Below are 25,284 nucleotides of genomic sequence, written 5' to 3' on the forward strand. Positions count from 1 at the left end.
ATGGCGAACAAGGAGCGCTTCGCCTCGCCTTGATCCATTCGCCACACGCTATTCGCCATTCGCCAACCCCTCATGACCAGCAACGAACAGCGAGTACCTGATATGACCGGCCCTGAAACTCTCGACGTGGCGCGCGATGCGATCTGGACCATGGTGGTGGTGTCGTCGCCGATGATGGCGGTCGGCCTCGTGGTCGGCATCGTGGTGTCGCTGTTCCAGGCACTCACGCAGATCCAGGAGCAGACCCTGGTCGCCGTGCCGAAGATCCTGGCGATCTTCGTCACATTGCTCTTGGCGCTGCCGTTCATGGCGGATCAGCTCAGTGCCCACATGATGCGGATTTCGTCGCGAATCATCGGCGGTTGAGGCACTAATGCCCGGGTCATGCGCATCGACATTTCCCTGCTGCCGGCGCTGGCCGCAATCTTCGTGCTGGTGTTCGCGCGCGTGGGCGCGATGGTGATGCTGCTGCCCGGTTTCGGCGAGACCAACATCCCGACCCGGGTCAAGCTCTCGATCGCGCTCCTGCTGACGTTCATCATCCTGCCGCTGCATCGCAACGCCTATCACGTCGACGTGACGTCGCTCTCCTCCCTCGGAGTGCTGATGGTGCATGAACTCATCATCGGCATCGTGCTCGGCGCGACCGCGCGCGTGACGCTGTCGGCGCTCAACGTCGCTGGCTCCGTCATTGCGCAGCAACTCGGCCTCGGCTTCGTCACGTCGATCGATCCGACCCAGGGGCAGCAGGGCCAGATCCTCGGCAACTTCCTCACCATTCTCGGCCTCACATTGCTGTTCACCACCGACAGCCATTATCTGGTCATCGCGGCGCTGAGCGAGAGCTACCGCATCTTCTCGCCGGGCGAACTGATGCCGACCGGCGATGTTGCCTCGCTCGCGACCAGCGCGTTCGCCGCCGCCTTCAAGATCGGCCTGCAATTGTCGGCGCCGTTCCTGGTGTTCGGCCTGGTGTTCAACATCGGGCTCGGCGTGCTGGCGCGGCTGATGCCGCAGATGCAGGTCTATTTCGTCGGCGTGCCGCTTGCGATCATCGTCGGCTTCCTGATCTTCGGCCTCGTGCTCGCGGCGATGATGAACACCTACCTTGACTACATCCTCGGCGTCCTGCGCCAGCTTGCCCCGATGAACTAGGGCAGGGCGATGGCCGAGGACACCGACGACAAAACAGAAGACCCTACGCAAAAACGTCTCGACGAGGCGCATGACAAGGGCGACGTCGCCAAGAGCCAGGAGGTCAACACCTGGTTCGTGCTCGCGGGCGCCACCCTGGTGCTGTCGACGTTTTCCGGCTCGATCGGCAGCGGCATCATGATGCCGCTGCGGAACCTGATCGCCAACTCGTGGATGATCCGGACCGACGGTCCCGGTCTGCTCACACTGGCCCAGTCGCTCGGCTATGCCCTGATCGCGGCGATCGGGGTTCCGTTCCTGATGCTGGCGCTGGCCGCGGCCGCCGGCAACATGATCCAGCACCGCCTGGTGTGGTCGGCCGAGAATCTCATTCCGAAACTGTCGAAGATCTCGCCCGCGGCCGGCCTCAAGCGCCTGTTCGGCAAGCAGGCGGCAGCGAACTTCCTGAAGGGCCTGTTCAAGCTGATCGCGCTCGGCGTCGTCATCGTCGCGGTGCTGTGGCCGGACCGTTTCCGCATGGAAGCGTTCATGCGCGTCGATCCGTCCGAATTGCTGCCCTCCATCACCAGCATGACGCTCCATCTGCTGGCCGCGGTGGTCGCGGTCCTCGCGTTGGTCGCGATTGCCGACTATTTCTTCCAGTACCGGACCTGGTACGAGCGCCACAAGATGTCGCTGCAGGAGGTCAAGGAGGAGTTCAAGCAGTCGGAAGGCGACCCGCATATCAAGGGCAAGATCAAGCAGATGCGGGCGCAGCGCGCGCGCAAGCGCATGATGGCCCAGGTTCCCAAGGCTTCGGTGATCATCACCAACCCGACCCACTATTCGGTGGCGCTGGCCTATGAGCGCGGCATGACGGCGCCGGTCTGCGTCGCCAAGGGCGCCGACAACCTCGCGTTCAGGATCAGGGAAATCGCGGCGGAGCACGACATTCCGCTCGTCGAAAACGTACCCTTGGCCCGCGCGCTCTATGCAACCGTCGAAATCGACCAGGAAATCCCGGTCGAGCACTATCATGCGGTTGCCGAAATCATCGGCTACGTCATGCGGCTGAAACGCGGGCTGTCCGGCCGGCGCTCCTGACGGGAATTGCGGATATCCGCTTGAAATAAGTGTAACTTGCGAATTTGCGTCCTGATGGACTTGCGTTTTCGGGTCCGATTCAGGCACTCAGGGGCGGGCGGCCAGACCGGGCGCCCCGATGACGCCGACGAGCCATGTCCCTCCAGATGACCGCCGAAACCAACGATCATCCCGCGACCGAGCCGTTCGTGGCCCATGGACCGGCGCGGCGGGGCGGCAGCATCGTGCTGGTGGTGCTGGTCGCGCTGGGGATCGTGGCGGTCGCGGTCTGGCTGATGACCATCGGCCGCACCCAGGCGCAGCCCTATATCCTCGGCGTGCTGGCGCTGCTCGCCACCGTCGGCCTGTTCTGCCTGTTCGCCTTCGCCGCCGGCATCATCCGCTTTTCCGACCGCGCCTCCGACGATCCGGTGATGGGGCGGATCGCCGACCATGCCCATGACGGGCTCGCGGTGACCGATTCGCGCGGTCATGTGGTGTATTCCAACGCTGCCTACCTCACCCTGACCGGTGCCGCCTCGCCGCAGGAGGTCCGTCCCGTCGAGCGCGTCTTCATCGGCAACCCTGACGTCTCCGAGGCCGTGTTCCGCCTGCTGAAGGCCGCCCGCGAAGGCAAGCGGCAACAGGAGGAGGTGCGCATCGCCGGCCGCGATGGCGGTCACGGCCGCTGGCTGCGCTTGCGCGTGCGTCCGCTCGGCCAGGCCAAGCGGGAGTCGAAATATGCGGTGTGGTCGATCGCCGACATCACCCGCGACCGCGAGCGCCAGGAGGACGTGTTCCAGGAGCTGCGGCACGCGATCGAATATCTCGACCATGCGCCCTGCGGCTTCTTCTCGGTCAGTCCGGCCGGCGAGATCGCCTATGTCAACGCGACCCTGGCCAACTGGCTGGACTACGACCTCGCCGAGATCGGCTCGGGCGGGCTGAAGCTGACCGACATCGTCTCCGGCGACGGCGCAGCGCTCCTGACCTCGATCGTGCCGGTGCCGGGCGAGGTCAAGACCGAAGTGTTCGACATCGATCTGCGCATGCGCGGCGGCAAGACGGTGCCGGTGCGGCTCTATCACAAGCTCGCCTTCGGCGCCGACGGTGCGGCCGGCGCCTCGCGCACGCTGGTGATCAGCCGCGCCCGCGACGAGCGCTCCGATCCGGAGCGCGCCGCCGAGGTGCGCTTCATGCGCTTCTTCGACCACACGCCGATGGCGATCGCGACGGTGGATCGCGGCGGCAACGTGGTCGGCGCCAATGCCCGCTTCGCAAAGCTGGCGCAGGGGCTGAACGGCGAGGGAGCTGCCGCGAAATCGATCTTCCGCGCGGTCAATCCGCGCGACCGGGGCCTGTTGATCGCGGCGATCAACCAGGCCGCCGAGGGACAGGGCGACATCGCGCCGGTCGAGGTGATGCTCGACGGGCCGAAGGAGCGTTTCGCGCAGTTCTTCGTCACCACCGTCGAGAAGGACGAGCGCGACGCCGAGACCGCGATCGTCTACATGCTGGAGACCACCGAGCGGCGTGCGCTGGAAAACCAGATCAACCAGTCGCAGAAGATGGAGATGGTCGGCCAGCTCGCCGGCGGCATCGCGCACGACTTCAACAACGTGCTTTCGGCCATCATGATGGCCAACGACTTCCTCCTGAACGCACACAAGCCGACCGACCCGTCGTTCCAGGACATCATGCAGATCAAGCAGAACGCGACCCGCGCGGCGACGCTGGTGCGGCAGCTGCTCGCGTTCTCGCGCCGCCAGACGCTGCGGCCGCAGGTGCTCGATCTCGGCGACGCGCTCTCTGATCTCACCATGCTGCTGCGCCGGCTGATCGGCGAGAAGGTCAAGCTAGACCTCGTGCATGGCCGCGACCTGTGGCCGGTCAAGGTCGACGTCTCCCAGTTCGAGCAGGTGATCGTCAATCTCGCGGTCAACGCGCGCGACGCGATGCCGGACGGCGGCAAGCTGATCATCCGGACCGCGAATGTGACGACCGAACAGGCCGCGCAACTCGCCAACAAGGGCATGCCGGCGGCCGACTACGTGAAGATCGAGATTTCCGACACCGGAACCGGCATTCCGGCCGAGATCGTCGACAAGATCTTCGAGCCGTTCTTCTCGACCAAGGAGGTCGGCAAGGGCACCGGGCTCGGGCTTTCGACGGTCTACGGAATCGTCAAGCAGACCGGCGGCTTCGTCTATGTCGATTCCACGCCGGGCGAGGGCACCACGTTCCGCATCTACCTGCCGCGGCACCGTCCGGAGCAGGAGGTGGCGACGGAGGCACCGGCTGGCAACGGCGCCGCGAAGGAAAGCGTTGCCGCGACAGATGCCCCGAAGCCGAAGCCCGATCTCACCGGACAGGGCACCATCCTGCTCGTCGAGGACGAGGACGGCCTGCGCTCGCTCAACGCCCGCGGCCTGCGCTCACGCGGCTACAGCGTGATCGAGGCCGGCAACGGCGTCGAGGCGATCGAGGCGCTGGAAGAAAAGCAGGGCGCCGTCGATCTCGTCGTGTCCGACGTGGTGATGCCGGAGATGGACGGCCCGACGATGCTCAAGGAAATGCGCAGCCGCAATCCGAGCCTGAAGATCATCTTCGTCTCCGGCTATGCCGAGGATGCCTTCGAGAAGAGCCTGCCCGAGAACCAGCAATTCGCGTTCCTGCCAAAGCCGTTCACGCTCACGCAATTGGTGGCCGCGGTGAAGGAAACGATGACCGCCAGCTAGAGCGTTTTCGAGCGAAGTGGATACCGGTTCGCGTGAAGAAAGCGCGTCAAGCAAGAATCGAAGCGCCGCCGCCGGCGTCAAATCGATGCGGCTGGCGCACCGCAGCCCCGGCATGTCCTACGTCGGTTCGAGCCGCGAGAACCGAAAATTGCAGTGGCTCGCGCCCCCGGCCAGCGTTTGGGTCCGTTCCAGACGAATGCCACGTGTTGCATAAGCCTCGAAGTCGAGCCCACAAATGTGCGGCAGGATTTCCTGGTCTCCGTGACGAGCCGCGAATTTGCAGAAGCCGCAGGCCTTGTAGTTGATGCCGAAATCAAATTTGTCGCCGGTCCCGGACTCGACAAACTCGTAGACGAAGTCTTCCGGATATTCTTCCGCACGGCTCTTCGCCGCCTGCTCGCGCAGCAAGGCCTGGTTCTCCCGAGACATGAACTGGCGCCCCGAGGCTAATCGTTCGGTCTCTGGCACCATAAGCAATTGCGCTTTGAAGCTCTCTCGCTCGATTTCACCGATCACTTCCAGCGACACCCCGTGTCGCCGGAGCACGCGGCCGATGGCCATGAAACCGATCAGCCGCATGAAGAAATCGCTCATGCGGCTGGCTGAGCCGCCGACATAAGGCATCTGGCCGAGCACGATCTCGAACTCGTCCATCACCTCCTGCTTGATCCCGTCTGGATCGGGGAGGTTCGCGCGCTCGCGCAGCATCGGCTCGGCCAGATCGAGGCGCTGGCGCATGGCGGCCTCCATCGCGGCGCGGTGCGCGTCGTAAAAGGGATGAATTGCGGCCATGGGATACCCTCGACGGCGCGTCAGGCTATTGCAGGCTGGCCCTTCATTCCATTGCCAATTGTGCCGCGTGAGGGCATAGGTCGCGCCTTCACGTCCACAAGGTCGATGTGGCCACAACGCCGCGACGGAGGGCCGCAGCCGCGGTTCCCTTTTACCGCTTCACTTTTGTCCGGCCCTGCCCATCTTAAGGGCGGTTCCCCTGCCGGGGATTTTCTCTAAGGAAACCAACATGAGTTTCTCGCAACGCACGCGTGGATTTGTTCGGGCGGTCGCCGTCGTGATGGCGCTGGCGCTGCCCGTTGTGATGACCGCTTCGATGGCCGACGCACGTGTCGGCGGTGGCGGCTCACGCGGCTCGCGTACCTTTTCCGCGCCGCCGAGCACCAGCACCGCGCCTGGATCGGTCGCGCCTTTGAACCGCACCTTCAGCCAGCCCGGCACCAACATGGGTTCGCCGGCGACGTCTGGTGGCCTGTTCGGTCGCCCCGGCATGGGCCGCAGCCTGCTCGGTGGCCTGGCCGCGGGCTTCCTCGGCGCCGGCCTGTTCGGCATGCTGTTCGGTGGCGGCCTGTTCTCGGGCCTGGGCGGCCTGTCGTCGATCCTTGGCCTGCTGCTGCAGATCGGCCTGATCGTGCTGGTGGTGCGGTTCGCGATGTCGTGGTGGCAGCGCCGCAACACGCCGGCCGCCGCCTATGCCGGCGGTCCCGGCGCCGGCCCGCAGCCGACCTACCGCTCCGGGTTCGGCTTCGGCCTCGGTGGCGGGTCGGACGCGCCGGTCGAGATCAAGCCCGCCGACTATGAGGCGTTCGAGCGGCTGCTCGGCGAGATCCAGGCTGCGTGGTCGAACGAGGACATCGCGAAGCTGCACACGCTCGCGACGCCGGAGATGGTGTCGTACTTCTCGCAGGACCTGGAGCAGAACAAGGCGCGCAACGTCACCAACAAGGTGACGGGAACGAAGTTGCTGCAGGGCGACCTCGCGGAGGCCTGGCGCGAAGGCGACAGCGAATACGCCACCGTCGCGATGCGCTTCTCGCTGGTCGACACCATGCTCGACCGGGCGACCCACCGCGTGGTGGGCGGCAGCGAGCAGCCGCAGGAGGTGACGGAAGTCTGGACCTTCCTGCGCCAGCGCGGCGGCAACTGGGAGCTCTCGGCAATCCAGGAGACCAACTGACCGGTTGCAGACGATCAGCATGCAAGGCGCCGCGGCTCATCCCGCGGCGCTTTTATTTTGCCGCCTTCACGGTGCCGTCCCCACGGCGAACCGATGCCGGACTGGTGCGTTGACGCCGCAAACATGTCTCTCCAGATTGCGGAGCCACATCGGAGTCGAACCCCTGGGGGAGTGCGGATGCGCTATCAGCTTTACTACTGGCCGACGATCCAGGGCCGCGGCGAATATGTCCTGCTCGCGCTGGAGGAGGCCGGTGCCGATTACACCGACGTAGCGCGCGGCAAGGGTGGCATGGGCGCGATGATGAAGATGATGGACGTGCACAAGGGCACGCCGCCGTTCGCACCGCCCTTCCTCGAGGCCGGCAAGCTCGTAATCGGTCAGACCGCCAACATCCTGCTCTATCTCGGCGCGCGCCATGGCCTGGCGCCGAAGCCGGATGCCGGCAAGCTCTGGGTTCACCAGTTGCAGCTCACCATCACCGACTTCGTGATGGAGATCCATGACACCCATCATCCGCTCGGCCCCTCGCTCTATTATGAGGACCAGAAGGCACCGGCGAAAAAGCGCACCGAGGAATTCTGGAAATCACGCGTGCCGAAATATCTCGGTTATTTCGAGGATCTGGTAGCGGCCAATGGCGGTGCCTTCGTCACCGGCCGCCGCGCCACCTATGTCGACCTCTCGCTGTTCCAGATCGTGGAAGGCCTGCGCTACGCGTTTCCCAATCGGATGCGGGGCTTCGAGAAGAAGGTGCCGCGGCTGCTCGAACTGCACGACCGGATCGCCGAGCGGCCGAACATCAAGGCGTATCTGGCGAGCGAGCGGCGGATCCCGTTCAACGAGGACGGCATTTTCCGGCGCTACAAGGCGCTGGATTTGTGACGCAGTCACCGGCTCCTTCCGTCCACCGGCGTCAGCGTGAGCTTCGACAGCTCGATGCCGTCGATGCAGCTGACATTCAGCGCCACCACATCGCTGCCGTCGGGCTTCTTGCCGCGCGCGAACACGTCGACGCCGCAATCGATGCAGAGCTGATGGTGGATCGCGTGGCGGTTGAAGAGATATTCCTTCAGATTCTCGGCGCCTGCGCGCAGCTGAAAGCTCGACGGGTCCAGGAACACGAAATGCAGCCCCTTCTTGGTGCAGATCGAGCAGTTGCAGGCGGTGACCATGGCCATGTCGGTGGTGCATTCGAAGCGGACCTGGCCGCAATGGCAGCCGCCCGTGTAGGTCTTGCTGTCAGGCATGACGATCCTCACCAGAGCCCGGGGATCAGACGATAGCGCACCCGCGCAGCGTAGTCAGCATAGCCCGCGAGCCCCGCCCGCAGCGTGCGCTCCTCGATGCCGGTGCGGAACGCGAACAGCGCGAAGAACAGCGGCACGAAGGCAAGTCCCCACCACGAGCCGAGCTGCACCGGCACACCGATGAAGAACAGCATGACGCTCGCATAAATCGGATGGCGGACCAGCGCGTAGGGCCCGCTCGAGATCACCTGATGGTGGCGCTCGGCCTGCACCTTCACCACCGGGGATGCAAAGGAGTTGGTGCGAAACACCCACATGATCAGGACCGTCGAGAGCACGTACATCGCAAGCCCGAGGACGATCGGCACGATGCCGGCATCGCCACCGCCATGGCGGCGATCGAGGCCCATCACGACGGACCACAGGAAGGCCACCACCCCGAACACCAGCATGAACCATTTGTCGCTCGAAGGCTGGCCCTCGCGCGCGGTGAAGCGCATCCGCTCTGCTAGCAGCCCGGGATCGACCCTGGCGAGCCACAGCCCGCTGGCAGGGCCGATGACGGCCGAGGCGATCAGGAACGCCCATGCACCTGGCCAGTGCAGCGTGCCTGCGGACACGAACAGCACCGCGGCCATGGCGACGAGGAAGGCGGTGTTCTGCAGCAGGAGCTTTGCGATCATGGGAAGACGCCCGCGAACGATTCCAGCAGTAGGTGTGCGCTTGTTTTCCGGCAAACCTGCGACCGCGGCGATCAACTTTCGGAGCAGCCGCGCTGCCGCCGTATTGACATTTATATAAGCAATGGCTTATATATTGACATGACCGCAGCCATGCAGCTCACCAGCGTGTTGAAGACCCTCGCCGATCCCACGCGCCGTGCGGTGTTCGAGCGCATCGCGCGGGAAGGAGAGGTTGCCGCGACAGGGCTGGTGCACGGCTCGAAGGTGTCGCAGCCCGCGGTGTCGCAGCATCTGCGGGCGCTGCGCGATGCCGGCCTCGTCATCGAGCGGCGCGAGGGCCGGCACATCCATTACCGCGTCGCGCCCAAGGGGCTTGGCCCGCTGGTCGACTGGCTCGGCCATTACCAGACGTTCTGGGCCGAGCGGTTCGAGAATCTCGAAAGGCTTTTGAAGGAAACCGAGTCATGAGTGAGACCCATGCGATCACCGTCGAGAAGGTGCTGCCGTATCCGGCCGAACGAATCTGGCGGACGCTGACGACGAGCGGGGAGATCGCGAAATGGCTGATGCCGAACGATTTCACCGCGGAAGTCGGCCGGCGCTTCACCTTCCGCACCGCGCCGATGGGCGACTGGGACGGCGTCGTGCATTGCGAGGTGCTGGATTGCGATCCACCGCGCCTGTTACGCTATTCCTGGACCGGTGGCTCCGACAGCAATCCCGCCTACGGCTCGAAGCTCCACTCGATGGTCACCTGGACGCTGACGCCGGTCGAGGGCGGCACGCATCTGCGTTTCGTGCACGACGGCTTCGTCTTCCCCGGCAACCGGTTCGCCTTTGATGCGATGGGCCCGGGCTGGGGCCGGGCGCACGACAGCATTGCGCGTGTCACCGCGGAGCGTGTGGCGTGATCACTCGTTCGCGCTGCGCCTGACGGTGATCGAGGCTTCGGTCCTGGTGCGCGTGCATTCGAGGTTGAGACGCTTGTAGCGCATCGTGATCTTGTCGCCGCGCAACAGCCCCATGCGCTTCAGGCAGCGCGTTGTGCCAGTCATGACATCGTCCTTCGGCAGGGTGAAGATCAGTGCCGTGGCCGAGCCGACCAGGTTGAGGAACTCGGGTTTGATCTTGCGATCGGTCTTGGCATAGAGCTCGGTCGAATAGTCCTTGCCGCGGCAGCCGAGCGACAATTCCCTGGCCGCCGGATGGGTCAGATAGGTGATGTTGGCGGCAGTGAAGTTGACCTTCAGCCCGTCGATCTGGCCGGCGAGCTGTTTTGCGATGTCCTCGCAAGGGTCGGCATGAGCGGGCGCCGAGATCAGCGCCGCGCCCAGCGCGAGCATCGCGACAGGCAGGATGGAGCCGATGTTGAACGGCAAGCGCGATCGTCCGATCATGAATACCCCCGCGGCATGAAATGCGCGAAGGTTCATGCAGGCTCCCGCGGAGCGCGTCAATATGTGCGGTGACCGCGGGAGCGGTCACACAAGCCCGTCTAGAAGGCAGTTGGCCTGCACTTGCCGTTGTGGGCCTTGGAAACGCCGGCGGCCTCGCGTTCGCAATCGTTGCTGAAGGTCTTGCCGTCACAGCCACAGACCGGCCGGAAGATCCGCGGGCAGAAGCGCGGCTTGCGCACGCAGGTGCCGAACTGGTCGAAGCGGCCGCACGTGCCGGGCCGGAACTGACAGAATTCGTCGGGCCCGCATGCGAACCCGGCAAAGCCGCCGCACCTCTGGCCGGCGGCAGTGGCGCCTGTCGGAGCCGCGATCAGCAATGCCAGCGCAAGCGAGACGAAAAGCCCTGACTTCATGATTGCCTCCTTGGGCGGTTCGGTGCGGGTGTTCATCGATACACAACTTTAGATTACATGTATGTGATAAATCCCACATTGATTGCCGCGGCGCGCATGGCTGGGGGGCGGCCGGCATCCCTTTCCTTTGTCCGCAAAAGGCTTAGAACGGCTCTATCTTGCCGGTCGCCCCTCGGGCCACCGGCCATTCGACCGACGCGCAAGCCCAAACGAGCAGCCCAAAGAGCAGAACATGAACGCCCCCAGTGCCTTTCCCGACCAGCAGAAGCCCGTTCCGCCCTACAAGCACACGCCGCTGTTCCCGCTCGGCGCGGATAGCACCCCCTACAAGAAGGTGACGAGCGAGGGCGTCCGGGTCGAGAAGGTTCTCGGCAAGGACATGCTGGTGGTGTCGCGCGAGGCGCTGCGGGCACTCTCCGAGGCCGCGTTCGGCGAGATCAACCATTACCTGCGGCCGGGCCACCTGAAGCAGCTCCGCTCGATCCTCGAGGACAAGGAAGCCAGCGACAATGACAAGTTCGTCGCCTTCGACTTCCTGAAGAACGCCAACATCGCGGCCGGCGGCGTGCTGCCGATGTGCCAGGACACCGGCACCGCGATCATCATGGGCAAGAAGGGCTGCAACGTCATCACCGATGGCGAGGACGAGGCCGCGCTCTCCGAAGGCGCGCGCGACGCCTATCTGCGCCGCAATCTGCGCTACTCGCAGGTCGCTCCCTTGTCGATGTATGAGGAGAAGAACACCGCCAACAACATGCCGGCGCAGTGCGAGATCTACGCTGAGGGTGACGACGCCTACAAGTTCATGTTCATGGCCAAGGGCGGCGGCTCGGCCAACAAGAGTTTCCTGTTCCAGGCGACGCCCTCGGTGCTGACCAAAGACCGGCTGCTTGCCTTCCTGAAGGAGAAGGTCCTCACCCTCGGCACTGCGGCGTGTCCGCCGTATCACCTCGCGATCGTGATCGGCGGCACCTCGGCCGAGCTCTGCATGAAGACGGTGAAGCTTGCCTCCGCGCGCTACCTCGACGCGCTGCCGACCCACGGCTCGGCCGACGGCAACGCGTTCCGCGATCTCGAGATGGAGCAGGAGATCCTCAAGATGACGCAAAGCCTGGGGGTGGGCGCGCAGTTCGGCGGCAAATATTTCTGCCATGACGTGCGCGTTATCCGCATGCCGCGCCACGGTGCCTCGCTGCCGATCGGGCTCGGCGTCTCCTGCTCGGCCGACCGCCAGGTGCTCGGCAAGATCACCAGGGACGGCGTCTATCTCGAGGAGCTCGAGCACAATCCGGCGCAATACCTGCCCGCGGTCGAGCAGTCGCTCGGCGGCGAGGTGGTCAAGATCGACCTCAACCGGCCGATGCAGGACATTCTGGCGACGCTGTCGCAGCACCCGATCAAGACCCGCGTGTCGATGACCGGCACCATGATCGTCGCCCGCGACTCCGCGCATGCCAAGCTGCGCGAGCGGCTGGAGAAGGGCGAGCCGCTGCCGGATTATTTCAAGAACCATCCGGTCTATTACGCGGGTCCCGCCAAGACGCCTGACGGTTACGCCTCCGGCGCGTTCGGCCCGACCACGGCCGGCCGCATGGATTCCTTCGTCGACCAGTTCCAGGCCGCCGGCGGGTCGATGGTGATGGTCGCCAAGGGCAACCGCGCGGTCGCGGTGCGCGAGGCCTGCAAGAAGCACGGCGGCTTCTATCTCGGCTCGATCGGCGGTGCGGCGGCGAATCTCGCCGAGCACTGCATCAAGAAGGTCGAGGTGGTCGAGTATCCCGAACTCGGCATGGAAGCGATCTGGCGCATCGAGGTCGTCGACTTCACGGCCTTCATCATCATCGATGACAAGGGCAACGACTTCTTCAAGGAATTGAATCTCGGTTGAGGGTCAGAGGCCTCGACGGATTTTCCAGAGGCTGGGTCGCCGTCACTGTTGACGTCGACCGGCGAACGATCTCCTTCCACACCGGCATTGCGGAGGCGCTGGCGCCTCCGTTCGACCGCGCCGGCATCGACATCCCGATCGGCATGACGGAAGACGGGGCGCGCGAGTGCGATCTGCTGGCGCGCGCGAGATTGCGGCCGCACATCTCGCGCGTCTTCACCGGCGCGCGGCGCTGGCTGTGGCAGGATTTTTCCGATCCCGACGAGGCGAATGCGGAAGCGCTGCGCCGCGGCGAGACGCGCGTATCGCGTCAGCTCTGGCACATCGGCAGGAAGATCATGGAGGTCGATGCGTTCGTCAGCGCGAATCCGGCTCGCGACATCCGCGAGGTGCATCCCGAGCTGGTGTTCCTGCGGCTCAACCGTGGCGAGCCATTGCCGAGTAAGAAGTCGCGGGAGGGCGATGCGCTGCGTTGTCGGTTGCTCAGGCGCGAAGGCTTTCGCGAGATCGATCGCTGGCTGACCGAGGTGCGGATCGGCACGGGTGCGAAACGCGACGACGTGCTGGATGCCTGCGCGGTGGCTGTCGCTGCATGGAATCCGCAAGGCAGCGTCCCCGAAGGGACGCCGCCGCGCGATGCGTGCAATCTGCCGATGCAGATCTGGTTCTAGACCCAGCGCTTACGCGCGCGTCCCGGTGAAGGGGAAGCTGCCCATCGGGCCGATGCCCATTTCGCCGGAGATGCTGTCGCCGGCGACCTTGCCGCTGAAGTCCAGCGTCAGCGGCATCGGATTGGTGATGGAAACCTTCCAGGCGACGTCGTCGCCGTTCACGGTGCCGTCGAAGATCTCGGCCGAATTGCCCTCGGCACCCTGCGTCCCCGTGAGCGTGCCGCCCGAGCTCGCCAGCGACAGCGTCGCCGTGCGGTCACCCATCGGCGTGCTCATGGTGATATTCCAGTTTCCGTCCACCGCCATTATTGTCTCCCCTCGAGATGAAAAAGCGAGCGCGGCGGTATAACCCATCCTGCGGCGCCCGCATAGTTTGGAGCTGCGGCGATCAGGCGCGGGCGGCGGCGGCGCGCAGCCGGCTCATCACCAGGATGCGGAAGGCGAGGTACTGGATCGCAAAGGCGGCGATCTTGGCGCCGCCCGCGACCACGGTCACGTAAGTCGCCCACAGCTTCATGTCGCCGGTCGACGCAATCGCGATCGTGCCGGCGCCGAGGGCGAACATCAGGGCAGCCCAGGCGAAGCCCGCAGCCGTGACATATTCCGGGATCACCTCGGCGACGCGTGGCGGCATGTAGCGCAGCATCCAGCCGCGCCTGAGCATGATGGCGCCGATCGCGAAATGCGCGATGGCAGGCTTGGCCAGCACGAAGCGGGGATCGTTGGTGAGCAGCGTCGCGGTGCCGAGCACGATGACCAGCGCAAGGCTGGCCCAGGTCATGAAGCCGAGCGCTTCGCCCTTGATCCGGGCACGGATCACCTGCGCGATAGCGCCCGCGATCGCGACGCCGGTGGCGAGCACCACGTTGTCGGTGGCGAAATAGACCGCCAGGAACACGATGGTGGAGAGAAAGTCGCTCGCAAGCCTGGCCAGTACGCTCTTCATCGTCGTGCCTTCCGTTTCCTCGATTGTTGCTGGTCGCGTCAGGGCCTTTAGGGAGACGGCAGCGCGTTGGCCGGCGGCGTCCCGTATTTGGCCCGGCGATAATCCGGATACCATCTGGTGAAGTAGACCGCGCTGTTGCGGGCCGCGAAGGCGACCAGCAGGCCGGTCCATAGCGGCAAGCCAGGCACGTACAGCAGCGTGACGTTGCCGAGCAGCATCAACAGTGAAGCACCGATCCAGGCCCAGGCGATCAGGTAGTTGACGTGATTGAAGCTCGGCAGGCGGGCGGTCTCGGCGTCGACCATCTCGATCGCATATTGCCGGGTGAAGGGATGGCGAAGCAGGATCGAGAGCAGCGACACCAGCAGGATGCCGCTGTCGACGGTCACCCTGATCGCCATCGTGCTCAGCGTCGGGTCGACGAAGGTGAGATAGAGGCCAACCGCGGTGAACACCACCGCTGAGCCGATGCCGAGGATCTTGATCGTGCGGCCACGGGCGATGTCGACTGCGATCACGCCGAGGCAGATGATGGTGGCGCAGAGCAGACTCACGGTGGCGGAGGTCAACAGCAGCAGGGCGGCCAGCACACCGTAGGGGGCGAGGATCAGAAAGATCGTCATCGAAAGCCTCATCGGCCCATCTTTACATCGTAAAGATACCCTAAAGGCGTACAGGGGTGATCGTCAAGCGAAATCTTGACAGTGTCAAAATCGTGAAGTGAGAGCGAAACAGGAACTATTTCAACGCGCTGCTTGCGCCCGCGATGGTCCGGGACAGCGTCGTGATCGCGCAGGTGATGAGCAGGCTTATGGTGATGAAGATGCCGCCGGCCCGGCCGATCCAGAACAGCAGCGTGCCCGGCCGTGCATACATGCCGAGTGGATGGATCAGCCGCGAGAGCAGCAGCGCGCCCATCAGGACGTGAATCCGCGTCGCCGGCGTTCCCGACATTTCCAGGAAGGCGACCATCAGCGTGATGATCGGGACGTACTCGATGAAACTGCCGTGGGCGCGGATCGCGTTGCGCAGCGCGACGTTTCCGCCGTCGCTGAACGGTGCGAGATTGCTCTGGCGCAGGCGGATCACCAGCAGCGCAAGGGCGGCGTAGAGCAGGGCGAGAATGGCGAGATAGCCTGCAGTGACTGATGGCACGTGCATGCGGGCCTCCTCGATGCGCTGTCGGTGCGTCCGCAATGCCGTCATTCCGGGGCGCGCGTCGGCGCGAACCCGGAATCTCGAAATGACTAATTCCGGATTCCGGGTTCATCGCTGCGCGATGCCCCGGAATGACGGAGGGCGGATGTTACTCGGCGCCGACCCAGTTGCCGTGGAATCCGTCCGGCACGCGATGGCCGAGATGCACCAGTGCGGTGGGGCCGGCTTCGACGTCGGTGGCGTTGAAGACGGCGAGGTCGCTGCGGTTCTCGCGGGCGCGCCAGACCACCGCGAGCAGCCAGCCGTCGCCCTCGGCAGCGTCACGGCCACGTTCGACGAACACGGGCTCGGAAATCGTGTCGCCGGCGGGCAGCAGATAATGGCCGAGCCGCTTGCCCTTGCCGTCGACATGCACGATGCCCGACAGCGCGCCGAACATCGGCAGATCGGGATTGGCGCAGGCGTACCAGCCGTGATTGCTGCTCATTCCGGCGCGGCGATCGTCGACGCGGGGGAATTCCCCGGTGAGATCGTCGAGATAGGTTTGCGTGAAGCGGTCGGTGTTTCCTGCAAGATCGAAGGTCCAGCGACAATAGCGCGCGCGGTTCTTCTTCGGATCGGTCGGCGAACCGTCGGGATGGTTGAACAGCGGGGCTTCCTCGAACTGCATGACGTCGGCAATGATGCGATTGCCTTCCTCCCAGGCGTTCATGACGTGGAAGACGTAGCAGCTCTCGGCGCGGAACCAGACGATGTCCTTCGACGAGCCGCGGCGCTTCATTACGCCGACATAGGCGCCTTTCTCCGGCTCCCAGGCGTAGGGCGCTTGTCCCCTCATCGCGCGCTGCATGCTGCCTGTGATCGGCAGGATCGGAAACAGCAAATGGTTTTCGGTGACGATGAAGTCGTGGACCATGCTGGCATAGGGCGCCTCAAGGCGCTCGAACCGTGTCACGACGCCGGATGCATCGATCGCGCCGTATGACAGGGCCGGCGTCAGCGGGCCCGCGGCGTTGTAGCCGAAGAACACCAGCTCGCCGGTGACGGGATCGATCTTCGGGTGAGCGGTGAAGGGACCGGAAATCGCGCCCTTGTAGTCGCAATAGCCAAGCCGGTTCAGCGTGCCGGGTTCGATCTCGGTGGGCAAATGGCTCTCGACGAGCGCGAGCAGCTTGCCGCCATGGAAGATGATGTTGGTGTTGGCGACGCAGCCATCGGTCACCGTCGTCTCAGGAGCGTCGGGCAGCTTGCGGCCAAATCCGCCGAACAGCGCGCGGCCGGCGTCGTGCTCGGCCTGCCATTTCGGGGTGCGGACCCAGCGGTTGCGATAGCTGGCGCGGCCATTCTCGAGATGGAAGGCGTGCAGCATGCCGTCGCCGACGAACCAGTGTGCGCCCGGGACGTCGAATTGCGGGTTGGGGCCGTTGCGATAGAGCGTGCCGTTCAGCTCGCGCGGCAATTCGCCCGTGATCTTGAGAAACGGGGCATCGGCTTCAAAGGGGATCGGCGCCAGATTGGTTCGCGCCGCAGTTGACGTCACCTGGTCGAGCATCGCGCACCTCCTCCGCTGATCTTTACATCGTAAAGATAGCATTAGAGATGCGCTCGTCGATCGTCAAGCAAAATCTTTACAGTGTAAAAATTGCGTCATATAACGGGCCGCATGGCGAGATTATCGAGAGAAAACAAGGCTACTCGGCCGGCCGCGATGCGGACGCGCCGGGCCGCGCGTGCAGCGCCCGACCGTGCGGCATCGAAACGGCGCGCCAACGATGCGCCCTATCATCATGGCGACCTGCACGAGGCGCTGCTGAAGGCCGCCGAGCGCGTGCTCGAGCGCGACGGGCTGCCGGGGCTCACTTTGCGCGCGGTGGCGCGCGAGGCCGGCGTGTCGCACGCCGCGCCGACGCATCATTTCGGCGATCTCACCGGGCTCGTCAGCGACCTCGCCGCGATCGGCTTCCGTCAGTTCAACGACGCCATGATCGCGGCCGGTGCCTCCGCCTCGACGCCGGGCGAGAAGGGGCTGGCGCGCGCCAAGGCCTACATCGCCTACGCGCAGGCACATCCGGGCATGTACGGGCTGATGTTCCGCACCGAGCGGCTCGACATGAAGCGGCCGTCGCTGCACGAGGCGGCGAACGCCTCCTTCGCGGGACTTGCCGGCTCGATCGGAGAAACCCGCCACGAGCAGATCCACGAAAGGGCGCTGTCGCTCGACCAGGCCGCCGCGATCGTGCGCGCCTGGTCGCTGGTGCACGGTTTCACGATGCTGCTGCTCGATGACCGGCTGCGAGATGTCCTGAGCCGGATGCCGCCGGGCAGCACCGTCGACATGCTGCTGGAGGCGATGCTACGAGGCCCGGTCGGAAAGCCGGCGTCTCCATGCTAGCGCCCCGCCAGCGGTGTGGTACGGCGGCTGCTGATCAAGACTCGTTCGGCGACGCCGATGCGTGGCGGCTGACGATCGTTTTGGCGTCAGCCTGACCATGCATGTGCCGGCGAGGACCGCCACGGCCGTTGCAAATGTGACGCATTTCATCGGGAAAGCTTGCGATCCGGACTATCTTGCGGTCTGAGACGCGCAATCTGGGGAAGGTTCGACAGACACGCGGGAAACACCTGACAGGCGCGCGGAATCGTCCTAGAAGGGCGGCTTCGCAAGTTTCCGTCGTATGCACCTCGCGTGCCGTAGCCTCGATCGTCATGCCCACGATATCATCCAGCAAACCCTATCGCGTCGGACGTTCCCGTACCGGACTTGGTCTCTTCGCCACCAAGCCGATCAAGAAAGGTACCAAGATCATCCGTTATTTCGGGCCGATCCTGGACTCCAAGAAGAAGGAAGAGGACGAGATCGAGAACAAGTATCTGTTCGAGCTCAACAACCGCTGGACCATCGACGGCTCGATCCGCGAGAACATCGCCCGCTATATCAACCACGCCTGCAGGCCAAACGCCGAATCCGACGTTCGCCCACGCAAGCGCAAGGTGTTCATCCGCGCCATCAAGAACATCGAGCCGGGCGAGGAGATCAACTACGACTACGGCACCGACTATTTCAAAGCCTATCTGAAGCCGATCGGCTGCAAATGCGACGCCTGCGAGAAGAAGCGCAAGAAGAAGCGCGCGGAGGCGCGGGCCGAGCGGCTGCGGTTGAAGGAAAAGGCCGAGCGGAAGGCGAAGCGCAAGTCCGAGAAGCTCGCCAGGGAGAAAGCCAAGGCGAAGGTGAAGAAGGCTGGAGCCAACGGCATTGGCAAGCTGAACGGCAAACACCTCAACGGGCACAGCGTGACCAAAGTCCCGGGAACCGTTGCCCCGTCAAAGCGCGCCCCGGCACGGACCCTGCAGGCCTGAGCTTCGGACCTCGATCCGGGCCAATCCGCGTCACGACGCCTTTGCAGGATGGCGCGCGGGACGCGGCGAGTAAGCGCATTCGGCGAGCGTGGTTCCATCCAGTTCGCGCATGAACGCCTCGCGTGCCGCCGCAAGTCTTGATTTCAGCCGGCAGCGCGGCAGCAGCACGCAATCTCCACCGTCGTCCCTGAAACACTCGACCAGCGCGCCGCCGCCTTCCAGCGCACGGACGACCTCGCCGAGCGTGATCATCTGCGGCGGCCGCGCCAGCGAGAAGCCGCCGCCGACACCGCGCTGGGTCGTGATGAAGCCGGCCTCGGCCAGATCGCGCACCACCTTGGCGAGGTGATTGCGCGAAATGCCGAATTCGGCCGCGATCTCGCCGGTCGCGAACGACCGGTCCGGCTCGCCGGCCAGCCGCATCAGCGCGCGCAAGGCAAAATCCGTGAACGATGTCAGGCGCATGGGAGCCCCTTGAAAACAGAGCTTGGCGGATCCGATATAGCAGCCTAAATATGTATTTCAAATACCTATTTAGGGACGTTGACCAATGACAGGGGCAGAGCGCCGAGAGCAGATCACCGCCGGCATCGTCGAGCGGACCGGGATCACCGAGGCCATGATCGAGCGGCTGGTGCACGGCTTCTACGCAAAGGTCCGCAAGGACCCGATGATCGGGCCGGTGTTCGAGGCCCGCATCAACGATTGGGAGCCGCATCTCGCGCAGATGTGCGCGTTCTGGTCCTCAGTCGCGCTGATGACCGGGCGCTACCACGGCACCCCGATGGTCAAGCATATGCCGCTGCCGATCGACGCCGCGCATTTCGATCGCTGGCTCGAACTGTTCGAGGCGACCGCATCCGAGCTGTGCCCGCCCGCCGCGGCAGACCATTTCATCGAGCGCGCCCGGCGCATCGCGGCGAGCCTCGAGATGGGTGTCGCGGGCGGGCAGGGCGTCATGCTCGGCATCGGCGAGCGTTACAGGCGCGCGCAGGCGGGGGCGCGACAGCATCGCGCTTGATCCCCGCGATCCCCGGCGGCCGTCAAGCCGCCATCACCGCTTCACTGCGGCGCAGGCCGACATATTGCAGCTCGGCGAGCACGCCGGTGGCGACCGCCTGTGCCACGACCACGATCGTCCCGAGCAGGTTCGGCGCCACCGCGCCGGAGAACAGCAGCGCGATGCTCGCGAGCGTCCAGGTGGCGTTGCCCGCGACCACGATCATCACCAGCGGCTTCGGCACCGACATCCGCGTGCCGAGCCAGCCGACCAGCGCCGTATAGGCGATCAGGAACAGGCCGGTCTCGCGCAGCAACGCCTCCGGCAGGTTCAGCAATGATGCCAGCGCAGGCGCATCCAGCGTCATTCCGACCGCGGATACGCCGCTGAATACGGCGTCGGCGAGCAGTGCGCGGCGCAGCAGTTGGGACGAAGTGATCATGGCGGGGTCTCCTCTCTTTTGGGGTTCAGGCTCGTCAGCGGAACCAGGATTGCAGCTGCTGGCCGAGTGCCTTTCCGACCCTCATCTCCGCCGCATAGACCTGCGCGGCCACGAACACAGAGGTCGCGTGAACGATCGGCTGCGGCATGTTGAGCGACCGTGCGACCAGCCAGGTGGCCAGATGGATCAGCCACGGGATCACGACGGTGAAGGCGCGGATAAGGGACAGCATCAGCATTGGTCATCTCCTGTGCCGTGGAAGATGATCCGCCCTGCGCGCCAATTCGATTACCTCGGGCGTAATGGAACGGGCGAAATTCGCATGGTAGGTTTTGCACCATGAACGCACATGCATCCACCGCGCGGGCCGAGCCCGCCAGAGCCATCCATATCGGCGAGCACCTGCGCGAATGGCGGCAGCGCCGCCATCTCAGCCAGCTCGACCTTGCCGTCGACGCCGATATCTCGGCGCGGCATTTGAGCTTCGTCGAGACCGGCCGCTCGGCGCCGTCGCGCGACATGGTCCTCAAACTGGCGGAGCGCCTCGACGTGCCCCTACGCGAACGCAACGTTCTTCTCGTCGCCGCGGGTTTCGCGCCCGCATTCCCGCAACGCTCGCTCGACGATCCTGCGCTGAAATCGGCGCGCGAGGCGATCAATCTGGTGCTGAGAGCGCATGAGCCCAACCCGGCGCTGGCCTATGACCGGCACTGGAATCTGGTCTCCGCCAACCGCATGGTGGCGCCGCTGCTGGAGGGCGTGCCGCAGCGGCTGCTCGGCCAGCCCTTCAACATCCTGCGCCTTGCCTTCCATCCCGAAGGCCTCGCGCCGCGCACAGTGAACCTGCCGGAATGGGCCGCGCATCTTCTGGAGCGGCTGCACCGGCAATGCGAGGCTACGGCCGATCCGGAGCTGATCAGGCTGTATCAGGACCTCAAGTCCTATCCGATCCCGGCCCGCTCGGCGCCGATCGCGCCCGACAACAATGTCGCGATCCCCTTCAAGCTGCGTCACAACGGCGAGGTGCTGAGCTTCATCTCGACCACCATGGTGTTCGGCACGCCTGTCGACATCACCCTGCAGGAACTGGCGCTGGAGACCTTCTTCCCGGCTGACGACCTCACCGCGCAGCGAATGCGGCAGATGGCAGCCAGTATGAAATAGCGGCTTGTCTCGCGGCACTTTCGGCCTACCTTTGGGGTTCCGTCCCGCGAGGAACCTGCCATGAGCGACCTGAAACCGCTTCGCCTCGACATCGTCTCCGACGTCGTCTGCCCCTGGTGCTACATCGGCAAGCACCGGATCGAGGATGCGCTGAAGCTGGTCCCGGACGTGCCGGTCGAGGTGCATTGGCGGCCGTTCTTCCTCAACAACTGGATCCCGCGCGAAGGCATCGCGCGCGAGGAATATCTCACCGCCAAGTTCGGCTCGGTCGACGCCTACAAGGGCATCGCCGGTCGCGTCGTCGCCGCCGCCGGCGAGGAAGGGCTGAGCTATCGTCCCGAGCTGGTTAAGCGCCAGCCCAACACGATCGATTGCCACCGGCTGATCCACTGGGCCGGGGCCATCGGCAAGGCGGCCGAGATGAAGCAGCGGCTGATGGAATTGTACTTCCGCGACGGCGGCGATCTCACTGATGTCGATGTACTCGTGCAGGCGGCCGCCGATGTCGGGCTCGACGCTGATGACGTGCGCCGGCGCCTTGCCACGGACGAGGATGTCGCGGTGGTCTCGGGGCAGGCCCAGGAGGCCTCCGAGAAGGGCATCTCCGGCGTGCCGACCTTCGTGTTCGCCCAGAAATACGCCGTTTCCGGCGCGCAGCCGGCGGAGCAGCTCGCCCGCGCGATCCGCCAGGTCTCGGCCGAGATCAACGCAGAGGCGGCGGAGTAGCCCGCGATCCCTTGACGAGCCCGGCTCCCCGCCGGGCTTTTTCTTTGTCGACAGCAGATCAGCAAAAATCAGGAGACGACCATGATCTATGAGCTGCGGACCTATACGGTCAAGCCGGGCACCGTCGGCGAGATGGTGAAGGCGGCGAGCACGATTTCGCGCGACATCCGCGGCGACAATTTCGGCAAGCTCGAAGGCTACTGGATCACCGAGATCGGTCCGCTCAACCAGGTCATGCATATGTGGAGCTATGCCGACCTGAACGAACGCACCCGGCTGCGCGCAGAGCTCGCGAAGAATGCGCGCTGGACCGGCGAATACATTCCGGCGATCCGGCCGTTTCTCGTGCACCAGCAGGTCCGCCTGCTCAACGCGGTGATCCCGCCGGTGGCGCCGGCTGCGACCGGCAATGTCTACGAATTCCGCAACTACCGCGCCAGGCCGCTCGGCGCGGCGAAGCAGTGGCTCGAGCTGTTCACCGCTGTGCTGCCCGAGCGCGAGAAATACTCCAGGATCGTCGGTCTCTGGCAGACTGAGACGGGACAACCGAACGAGGTCTGCCATATCTGGGCCTATCCGAGCCTCAATGCGCGCACCGAGGCGCGCGGCAATGCGATGAAGGATCCGGCCTGGCAGGAATTTCTCGGCAAGGCCCCCCAGCTGCTCGAGGAAATGCATTCGACCATCATGCTGCCGGCGCCGCATTCGCCGTTGCGGTGAGGCTGCTGCGGCTGGTCGTCAGCTGGACTTACGGCGGCGATTTCGGATGGCATGAACGGTGCCGCGCGCGGCGTCGTACGCGAGCCGATGCATGATCACCGCGGCGTGGATCGCCGCGAACAGCGGATCGCGGCGGCGCAGCGGGATCAGCACGTCGCCGATCGCAAAGCGGCCGCGCCAGATCGGGTCGATCATGGGATGGCCCGGCGTCGCGGTGGAGTCGACGGAGGCGATCGCGGGATCGGCGCACAGGTGCCGGGTCAGATCCAGCGTCAGTTGCGCGCCGGGCGAGAATTTTGCAAAGCGCTCGTCGATGCCGATCTTGAAGAAGAAGGCGCGGTCCTGGTGGCGCACGACGATGCCGCCGGCGAGCGGTGTTTCGCCGGCATGGAGCGTCACGATCTCGCAGCTTCCGGTCTCGGCCAGCGCCGACGTCGCGCGGCGGATGAAGGCGGCATCGCCTGCGTGCTGGCCGAGCGCGGTGCCGCGCCTGCCTTTCCAGCCGCCGGCCTCGAGCGCGAGGAAGGTCTCGAGTGCGGATGCGACTTCGCGCGGCGTGCGCGCGACGGCGAAGCGCACCGCGCCGTGATCGGCGAGGCGGTAGCGCTGCCGGCGCAGCTCCTTGAGCTTCTTTGCGCCCAGCGCCTCGCGCAGCAGATCGTCGGCGTCGCGCGTCGCATCGAGCGTGGCGCGCTGCCAGGCGTGTAGTACACGGGGACGAAGGCCATCGCGCGCCAGCGCGGCCTCGATCGCGGTCATCGCGGGGCCCTCGAGCGACATCGTGCGCACAATCAGCGCATGAGCGCCCGATATGCGCGCCTGTCGCAGCAGTCCCGTCGCGGCATCTTCCGCCGCATCGCGATCGAGCAGCGGCGTGCACAGCGTGCCATAGGGCTCTGCGGCGACCAAAGCGGGCAGGGGAATTCTGTAGACGCGCTGCATCGGCACGACCGGCAGCAGGCCGATCAGCTGGCCGGAGTCATTGACGGCGCCGAGCGCTGCGGCACCGGTGCGGCCCCGCGCCGACGCATTGACCGCCAATTCCCATTCGGGCTGGTAATAGCCGTTGGCCTCGATCGCACGCTTGGCCAGCGCGCGCCACTGGCCGGCCGCAACGTCGGACAGCGCCGGCAGCGCATGCGGATCCGTGGCATCGCTGCGCGATGCACGGCGGATCACTGCCTGGTCAGCCAGCTCGGCCACGTTCCGGTCTCCTGCCGCGCAAGGCGTCCCCAGTCGGCCGACACGCGTCATGGGCAACGCTAGCGCAAAGAGATGGACAATGAAGTTGGGGGCGTCGGGCAATTTGAGCGGTAATGTTAACGGGGCGTTCAGCACGTTGCGGGCGGTGTGCAAAGCCATCCGGAAAGACCTCCGCGCAAGGGCTGTCGCCAGGACGACACCGAAAATGTACGACCCTTGGATCACGAACCTTGGATCACGACTTCGCATTCTCGCGACATGACTTGCCCGAGCTTGGCATCTCGTTTCACCCTCTCTCGAGCAGAGGGCGCAGGGAAAGCCGGGTGCCGATCGCACCCATGGGCCCCGTGCGAAGTAGAAAGCACGGGGGTAGGACCACAGGTGTAACCGGAAACACTCCGGCTTTCCCTGCGCGATGGGTTACGGCTTATACGTGCTCGCCCCGGCGAGACTGGGCTTTTTTGTCACCGTCTCGCGAAGATGCTTTCGCATCTCGCGGGAGACACCTGCCACTAGGGCGTCAGGCCTGCACGATTTCGCCGTCCGCCTTGCGTGTCCTCGTCAGTCGCACGCTCGGCGTCCACCGCATCCCACACCACGTTCGTGACGATCGCGAGCGCCCCTCATTCGGGTGAGACGGGAAACTCTATATACTGATTTGTCGTTACGATAAACCGAAATATTTTCGGAGCGGCGGCTTGACAGGTTTGGTTGATTTGCCCGTCGGGTCGATGTGTCGCATCCGGACGAGGGAGATCGCTGTTGCTAGTCAACGCCATCAGTTGCGTCCGCCGGCCGTCAGCGTTTCGGTCGAAGGTGGGCGCCGTGACTGTGTCCGGGGTGATCACCTTCGACCGGCATCATGACGACGTGTCCATGGCGCACGCCGCGCTCGGCGATGACGTGATCGGCGAACGCCTTTACCTCGCTGGCGTGGCCTTTCAGCACCGTCACTTCAAGGCATGAATCGTGGTCGATATGCACGTGCAACGTGGCCTGCGCGAGATCATGGTGCTCGTGGAAATCCTTCGTCAGCCGTTTCGGCAATTCGCGCGCGGCGTGATCGTACACGTAACTCAGGGTCGCGATGCACGGATGGTTGCCCGCGGTCGCGCCGCCCGACTGCGCGAGCCCCCCTCGCAAGAGATCGCGAAAAGCCTCGGATCGGTTGGCATATCCGCGTTGCGCGATGAAGTGGTCGATCTCGGCCACGAGGTCGTCGTCGATCGTGATCGTGAGGCGTTGCATGCTGTCCTCCGGCCGACTTCCGGTATGATGATTTTCGGTTGACTTCATACTGATGTGAACCTAGCGTTTCTAGCATCCTGCAAAGGGGCGAGCC

General features: G+C 64.9%; 31 protein-coding genes. 16 read left to right on the forward strand and 15 right to left on the reverse strand.

All coding sequences use genetic code 11. The annotated features are described in order from the left end of the window. Positions 1–102: 102 nt before the first annotated feature. The 4 genes from fliQ (at position 103) to cckA (ending at position 4,955) form a co-directional block, all read left to right on the forward strand. Positions 103–366 (forward strand): flagellar biosynthesis protein FliQ, encoded by a 264-nt coding sequence (fliQ, locus tag JQ586_RS26995; RefSeq protein ID WP_212397664.1) that lies wholly within the window; start codon positions 103–105, stop codon positions 364–366. A gap of 18 nt (positions 367–384) precedes the next feature. Beyond that, positions 385–1,155, forward strand: a complete 771-nt coding sequence (gene fliR / locus JQ586_RS27000) for a flagellar biosynthetic protein FliR (RefSeq protein WP_212397665.1) — start codon at positions 385–387, stop codon at positions 1,153–1,155. Between the two features lie 9 nt (positions 1,156–1,164). Further along, a complete protein-coding gene (gene flhB, locus JQ586_RS27005) occupies positions 1,165–2,238 on the forward strand; it encodes a flagellar biosynthesis protein FlhB (protein ID WP_212397666.1) in 1,074 nt (357 codons plus the stop codon). 146 nt (positions 2,239–2,384) lie between these two features. Then, positions 2,385–4,955: a cell cycle histidine kinase CckA gene (cckA, locus tag JQ586_RS27010; RefSeq protein ID WP_212397727.1), complete on the forward strand. Its 2,571-nt coding sequence runs from the start codon at positions 2,385–2,387 to the stop codon at positions 4,953–4,955. A gap of 117 nt (positions 4,956–5,072) precedes the next feature. Here cckA and JQ586_RS27015 read toward each other — a convergent pair whose 3' ends face one another. After that, entirely contained in the window at positions 5,073–5,747 is a 675-nt protein-coding gene (locus JQ586_RS27015) for an L-2-amino-thiazoline-4-carboxylic acid hydrolase (protein WP_212397667.1), read from the reverse strand. Positions 5,748–5,976: 229 nt separating this feature from the next. On the opposite strand from JQ586_RS27015, the gene JQ586_RS27020 reads away from it, so the two are divergent. Together JQ586_RS27020 and JQ586_RS27025 are read left to right on the forward strand one after the other, a co-directional pair. Next, positions 5,977–6,924 carry a Tim44-like domain-containing protein gene (locus JQ586_RS27020; protein ID WP_212397668.1) on the forward strand — a complete coding sequence of 316 codons (948 nt, stop codon included), beginning with the start codon at positions 5,977–5,979 and terminating at the stop codon, positions 6,922–6,924. Between the two features lie 177 nt (positions 6,925–7,101). Next, complete coding sequence (locus JQ586_RS27025; protein WP_212397669.1) at positions 7,102–7,809, forward strand: glutathione S-transferase; 708 nt, start codon at positions 7,102–7,104, stop codon at positions 7,807–7,809. 5 nt (positions 7,810–7,814) lie between these two features. Here JQ586_RS27025 and JQ586_RS27030 read toward each other — a convergent pair whose 3' ends face one another. Both JQ586_RS27030 and JQ586_RS27035 read right to left on the reverse strand, forming a co-directional pair. After that, positions 7,815–8,174: a GFA family protein gene (locus tag JQ586_RS27030; RefSeq protein WP_212397670.1), complete on the reverse strand. Its 360-nt coding sequence runs from the start codon at positions 8,172–8,174 to the stop codon at positions 7,815–7,817. An 8-nt stretch (positions 8,175–8,182) separates the two neighbouring features. After that, entirely contained in the window at positions 8,183–8,857 is a 675-nt protein-coding gene (locus tag JQ586_RS27035) for an isoprenylcysteine carboxylmethyltransferase family protein (protein ID WP_212397671.1), read from the reverse strand. A 138-nt stretch (positions 8,858–8,995) separates the two neighbouring features. Between JQ586_RS27035 and JQ586_RS27040 the strand changes: the two genes are divergently transcribed. Then, positions 8,996–9,325: a helix-turn-helix transcriptional regulator gene (locus JQ586_RS27040; RefSeq protein ID WP_212397672.1), complete on the forward strand. Its 330-nt coding sequence runs from the start codon at positions 8,996–8,998 to the stop codon at positions 9,323–9,325. Continuing rightward, entirely contained in the window at positions 9,322–9,768 is a 447-nt protein-coding gene (locus JQ586_RS27045; protein ID WP_212397673.1) for an SRPBCC domain-containing protein, read from the forward strand. Before JQ586_RS27040 ends, JQ586_RS27045 begins: the two co-directional genes overlap by 4 nt. On the opposite strand, the gene JQ586_RS27050 is transcribed toward JQ586_RS27045, so the two are convergent. Both JQ586_RS27050 and JQ586_RS27055 read right to left on the reverse strand, forming a co-directional pair. Then, on the reverse strand, positions 9,769–10,200 hold the full coding sequence (locus JQ586_RS27050) for a hypothetical protein (protein WP_212397728.1): 432 nt from the start codon (positions 10,198–10,200) through the stop codon (positions 9,769–9,771). A 152-nt stretch (positions 10,201–10,352) separates the two neighbouring features. Further along, entirely contained in the window at positions 10,353–10,667 is a 315-nt protein-coding gene (locus tag JQ586_RS27055; RefSeq protein ID WP_212397674.1) for a Kazal-type serine protease inhibitor family protein, read from the reverse strand. Between the two features lie 232 nt (positions 10,668–10,899). Here JQ586_RS27055 and JQ586_RS27060 point away from each other — a divergent pair, with 232 nt between their 5' ends. Next, positions 10,900–12,555, forward strand: a complete 1,656-nt coding sequence (locus JQ586_RS27060; protein ID WP_212397675.1) for a fumarate hydratase — start codon at positions 10,900–10,902, stop codon at positions 12,553–12,555. Continuing rightward, positions 12,552–13,226, forward strand: coding sequence for a DUF429 domain-containing protein (locus JQ586_RS27065; RefSeq protein ID WP_212397676.1), 675 nt, complete (start codon positions 12,552–12,554; stop codon positions 13,224–13,226). Before JQ586_RS27060 ends, JQ586_RS27065 begins: the two co-directional genes overlap by 4 nt. A 9-nt stretch (positions 13,227–13,235) precedes the next feature. Here JQ586_RS27065 and JQ586_RS27070 read toward each other — a convergent pair whose 3' ends face one another. The 5 genes from JQ586_RS27070 to JQ586_RS27090 all read right to left on the reverse strand — a co-directional run bounded on the left by JQ586_RS27070 (position 13,236) and on the right by JQ586_RS27090 (position 16,882). Continuing rightward, the gene (locus JQ586_RS27070) at positions 13,236–13,532 is read right to left on the reverse strand and encodes a hypothetical protein (RefSeq protein ID WP_212397677.1); all 297 of its coding nucleotides are present in this window, start codon (positions 13,530–13,532) and stop codon (positions 13,236–13,238) included. Between the two features lie 82 nt (positions 13,533–13,614). Continuing rightward, on the reverse strand, positions 13,615–14,172 hold the full coding sequence (locus tag JQ586_RS27075; RefSeq protein WP_212397678.1) for an inner membrane-spanning protein YciB: 558 nt from the start codon (positions 14,170–14,172) through the stop codon (positions 13,615–13,617). A gap of 47 nt (positions 14,173–14,219) precedes the next feature. Next, on the reverse strand, positions 14,220–14,795 hold the full coding sequence (locus tag JQ586_RS27080) for a hypothetical protein (protein WP_212397679.1): 576 nt from the start codon (positions 14,793–14,795) through the stop codon (positions 14,220–14,222). 115 nt (positions 14,796–14,910) lie between these two features. Beyond that, entirely contained in the window at positions 14,911–15,333 is a 423-nt protein-coding gene (locus JQ586_RS27085) for an MAPEG family protein (RefSeq protein WP_212397680.1), read from the reverse strand. Between the two features lie 145 nt (positions 15,334–15,478). Continuing rightward, a complete protein-coding gene (locus JQ586_RS27090; protein ID WP_212397681.1) occupies positions 15,479–16,882 on the reverse strand; it encodes a carotenoid oxygenase family protein in 1,404 nt (467 codons plus the stop codon). A 111-nt stretch (positions 16,883–16,993) separates the two neighbouring features. Between JQ586_RS27090 and JQ586_RS27095 the strand changes: the two genes are divergently transcribed. Both JQ586_RS27095 and JQ586_RS27100 read left to right on the forward strand, forming a co-directional pair. Beyond that, a complete protein-coding gene (locus tag JQ586_RS27095; protein WP_409411022.1) occupies positions 16,994–17,722 on the forward strand; it encodes a TetR/AcrR family transcriptional regulator in 729 nt (242 codons plus the stop codon). A 314-nt stretch (positions 17,723–18,036) separates the two neighbouring features. Further along, positions 18,037–18,687, forward strand: a complete 651-nt coding sequence (locus JQ586_RS27100) for an SET domain-containing protein (protein WP_212397683.1) — start codon at positions 18,037–18,039, stop codon at positions 18,685–18,687. A gap of 30 nt (positions 18,688–18,717) precedes the next feature. Here the strand turns inward: JQ586_RS27100 and JQ586_RS27105 are convergent, their stop codons facing one another. Continuing rightward, positions 18,718–19,152, reverse strand: a complete 435-nt coding sequence (locus tag JQ586_RS27105; protein WP_212397684.1) for an Rrf2 family transcriptional regulator — start codon at positions 19,150–19,152, stop codon at positions 18,718–18,720. Between the two features lie 85 nt (positions 19,153–19,237). Here JQ586_RS27105 and JQ586_RS27110 point away from each other — a divergent pair, with 85 nt between their 5' ends. Next, the gene (locus tag JQ586_RS27110) at positions 19,238–19,708 is read left to right on the forward strand and encodes a group III truncated hemoglobin (protein ID WP_212397685.1); all 471 of its coding nucleotides are present in this window, start codon (positions 19,238–19,240) and stop codon (positions 19,706–19,708) included. 22 nt (positions 19,709–19,730) lie between these two features. Here the strand turns inward: JQ586_RS27110 and JQ586_RS27115 are convergent, their stop codons facing one another. Further along, the gene (locus tag JQ586_RS27115; protein ID WP_212397686.1) at positions 19,731–20,129 is read right to left on the reverse strand and encodes a hypothetical protein; all 399 of its coding nucleotides are present in this window, start codon (positions 20,127–20,129) and stop codon (positions 19,731–19,733) included. A gap of 34 nt (positions 20,130–20,163) precedes the next feature. Beyond that, positions 20,164–20,367: a hypothetical protein gene (locus tag JQ586_RS27120; protein ID WP_212397687.1), complete on the reverse strand. Its 204-nt coding sequence runs from the start codon at positions 20,365–20,367 to the stop codon at positions 20,164–20,166. A 101-nt stretch (positions 20,368–20,468) separates the two neighbouring features. Here JQ586_RS27120 and JQ586_RS27125 point away from each other — a divergent pair, with 101 nt between their 5' ends. The 3 genes from JQ586_RS27125 to JQ586_RS27135 all read left to right on the forward strand — a co-directional run bounded on the left by JQ586_RS27125 (position 20,469) and on the right by JQ586_RS27135 (position 22,739). Then, positions 20,469–21,293 carry a helix-turn-helix domain-containing protein gene (locus JQ586_RS27125; protein ID WP_212397688.1) on the forward strand — a complete coding sequence of 275 codons (825 nt, stop codon included), beginning with the start codon at positions 20,469–20,471 and terminating at the stop codon, positions 21,291–21,293. Positions 21,294–21,353: 60 nt separating this feature from the next. Then, the gene (locus JQ586_RS27130) at positions 21,354–22,019 is read left to right on the forward strand and encodes a DsbA family oxidoreductase (RefSeq protein ID WP_212397689.1); all 666 of its coding nucleotides are present in this window, start codon (positions 21,354–21,356) and stop codon (positions 22,017–22,019) included. 81 nt (positions 22,020–22,100) lie between these two features. Then, complete coding sequence (locus JQ586_RS27135; protein ID WP_212397690.1) at positions 22,101–22,739, forward strand: NIPSNAP family protein; 639 nt, start codon at positions 22,101–22,103, stop codon at positions 22,737–22,739. An 18-nt stretch (positions 22,740–22,757) separates the two neighbouring features. Here the strand turns inward: JQ586_RS27135 and JQ586_RS27140 are convergent, their stop codons facing one another. Continuing rightward, positions 22,758–23,942 (reverse strand): GNAT family N-acetyltransferase, encoded by a 1,185-nt coding sequence (locus JQ586_RS27140; RefSeq protein ID WP_212397691.1) that lies wholly within the window; start codon positions 23,940–23,942, stop codon positions 22,758–22,760. Between the two features lie 798 nt (positions 23,943–24,740). Continuing rightward, positions 24,741–25,190, reverse strand: coding sequence for a nickel-responsive transcriptional regulator NikR (gene nikR / locus JQ586_RS27145; RefSeq protein WP_212397692.1), 450 nt, complete (start codon positions 25,188–25,190; stop codon positions 24,741–24,743). Between the last annotated feature and the right edge of the window lie 94 nt (positions 25,191–25,284).

The sequence above is a fragment of the Bradyrhizobium jicamae genome (genome assembly GCF_018130215.1).
Lineage (GTDB): Bacteria > Pseudomonadota > Alphaproteobacteria > Rhizobiales > Xanthobacteraceae > Bradyrhizobium > Bradyrhizobium jicamae_A.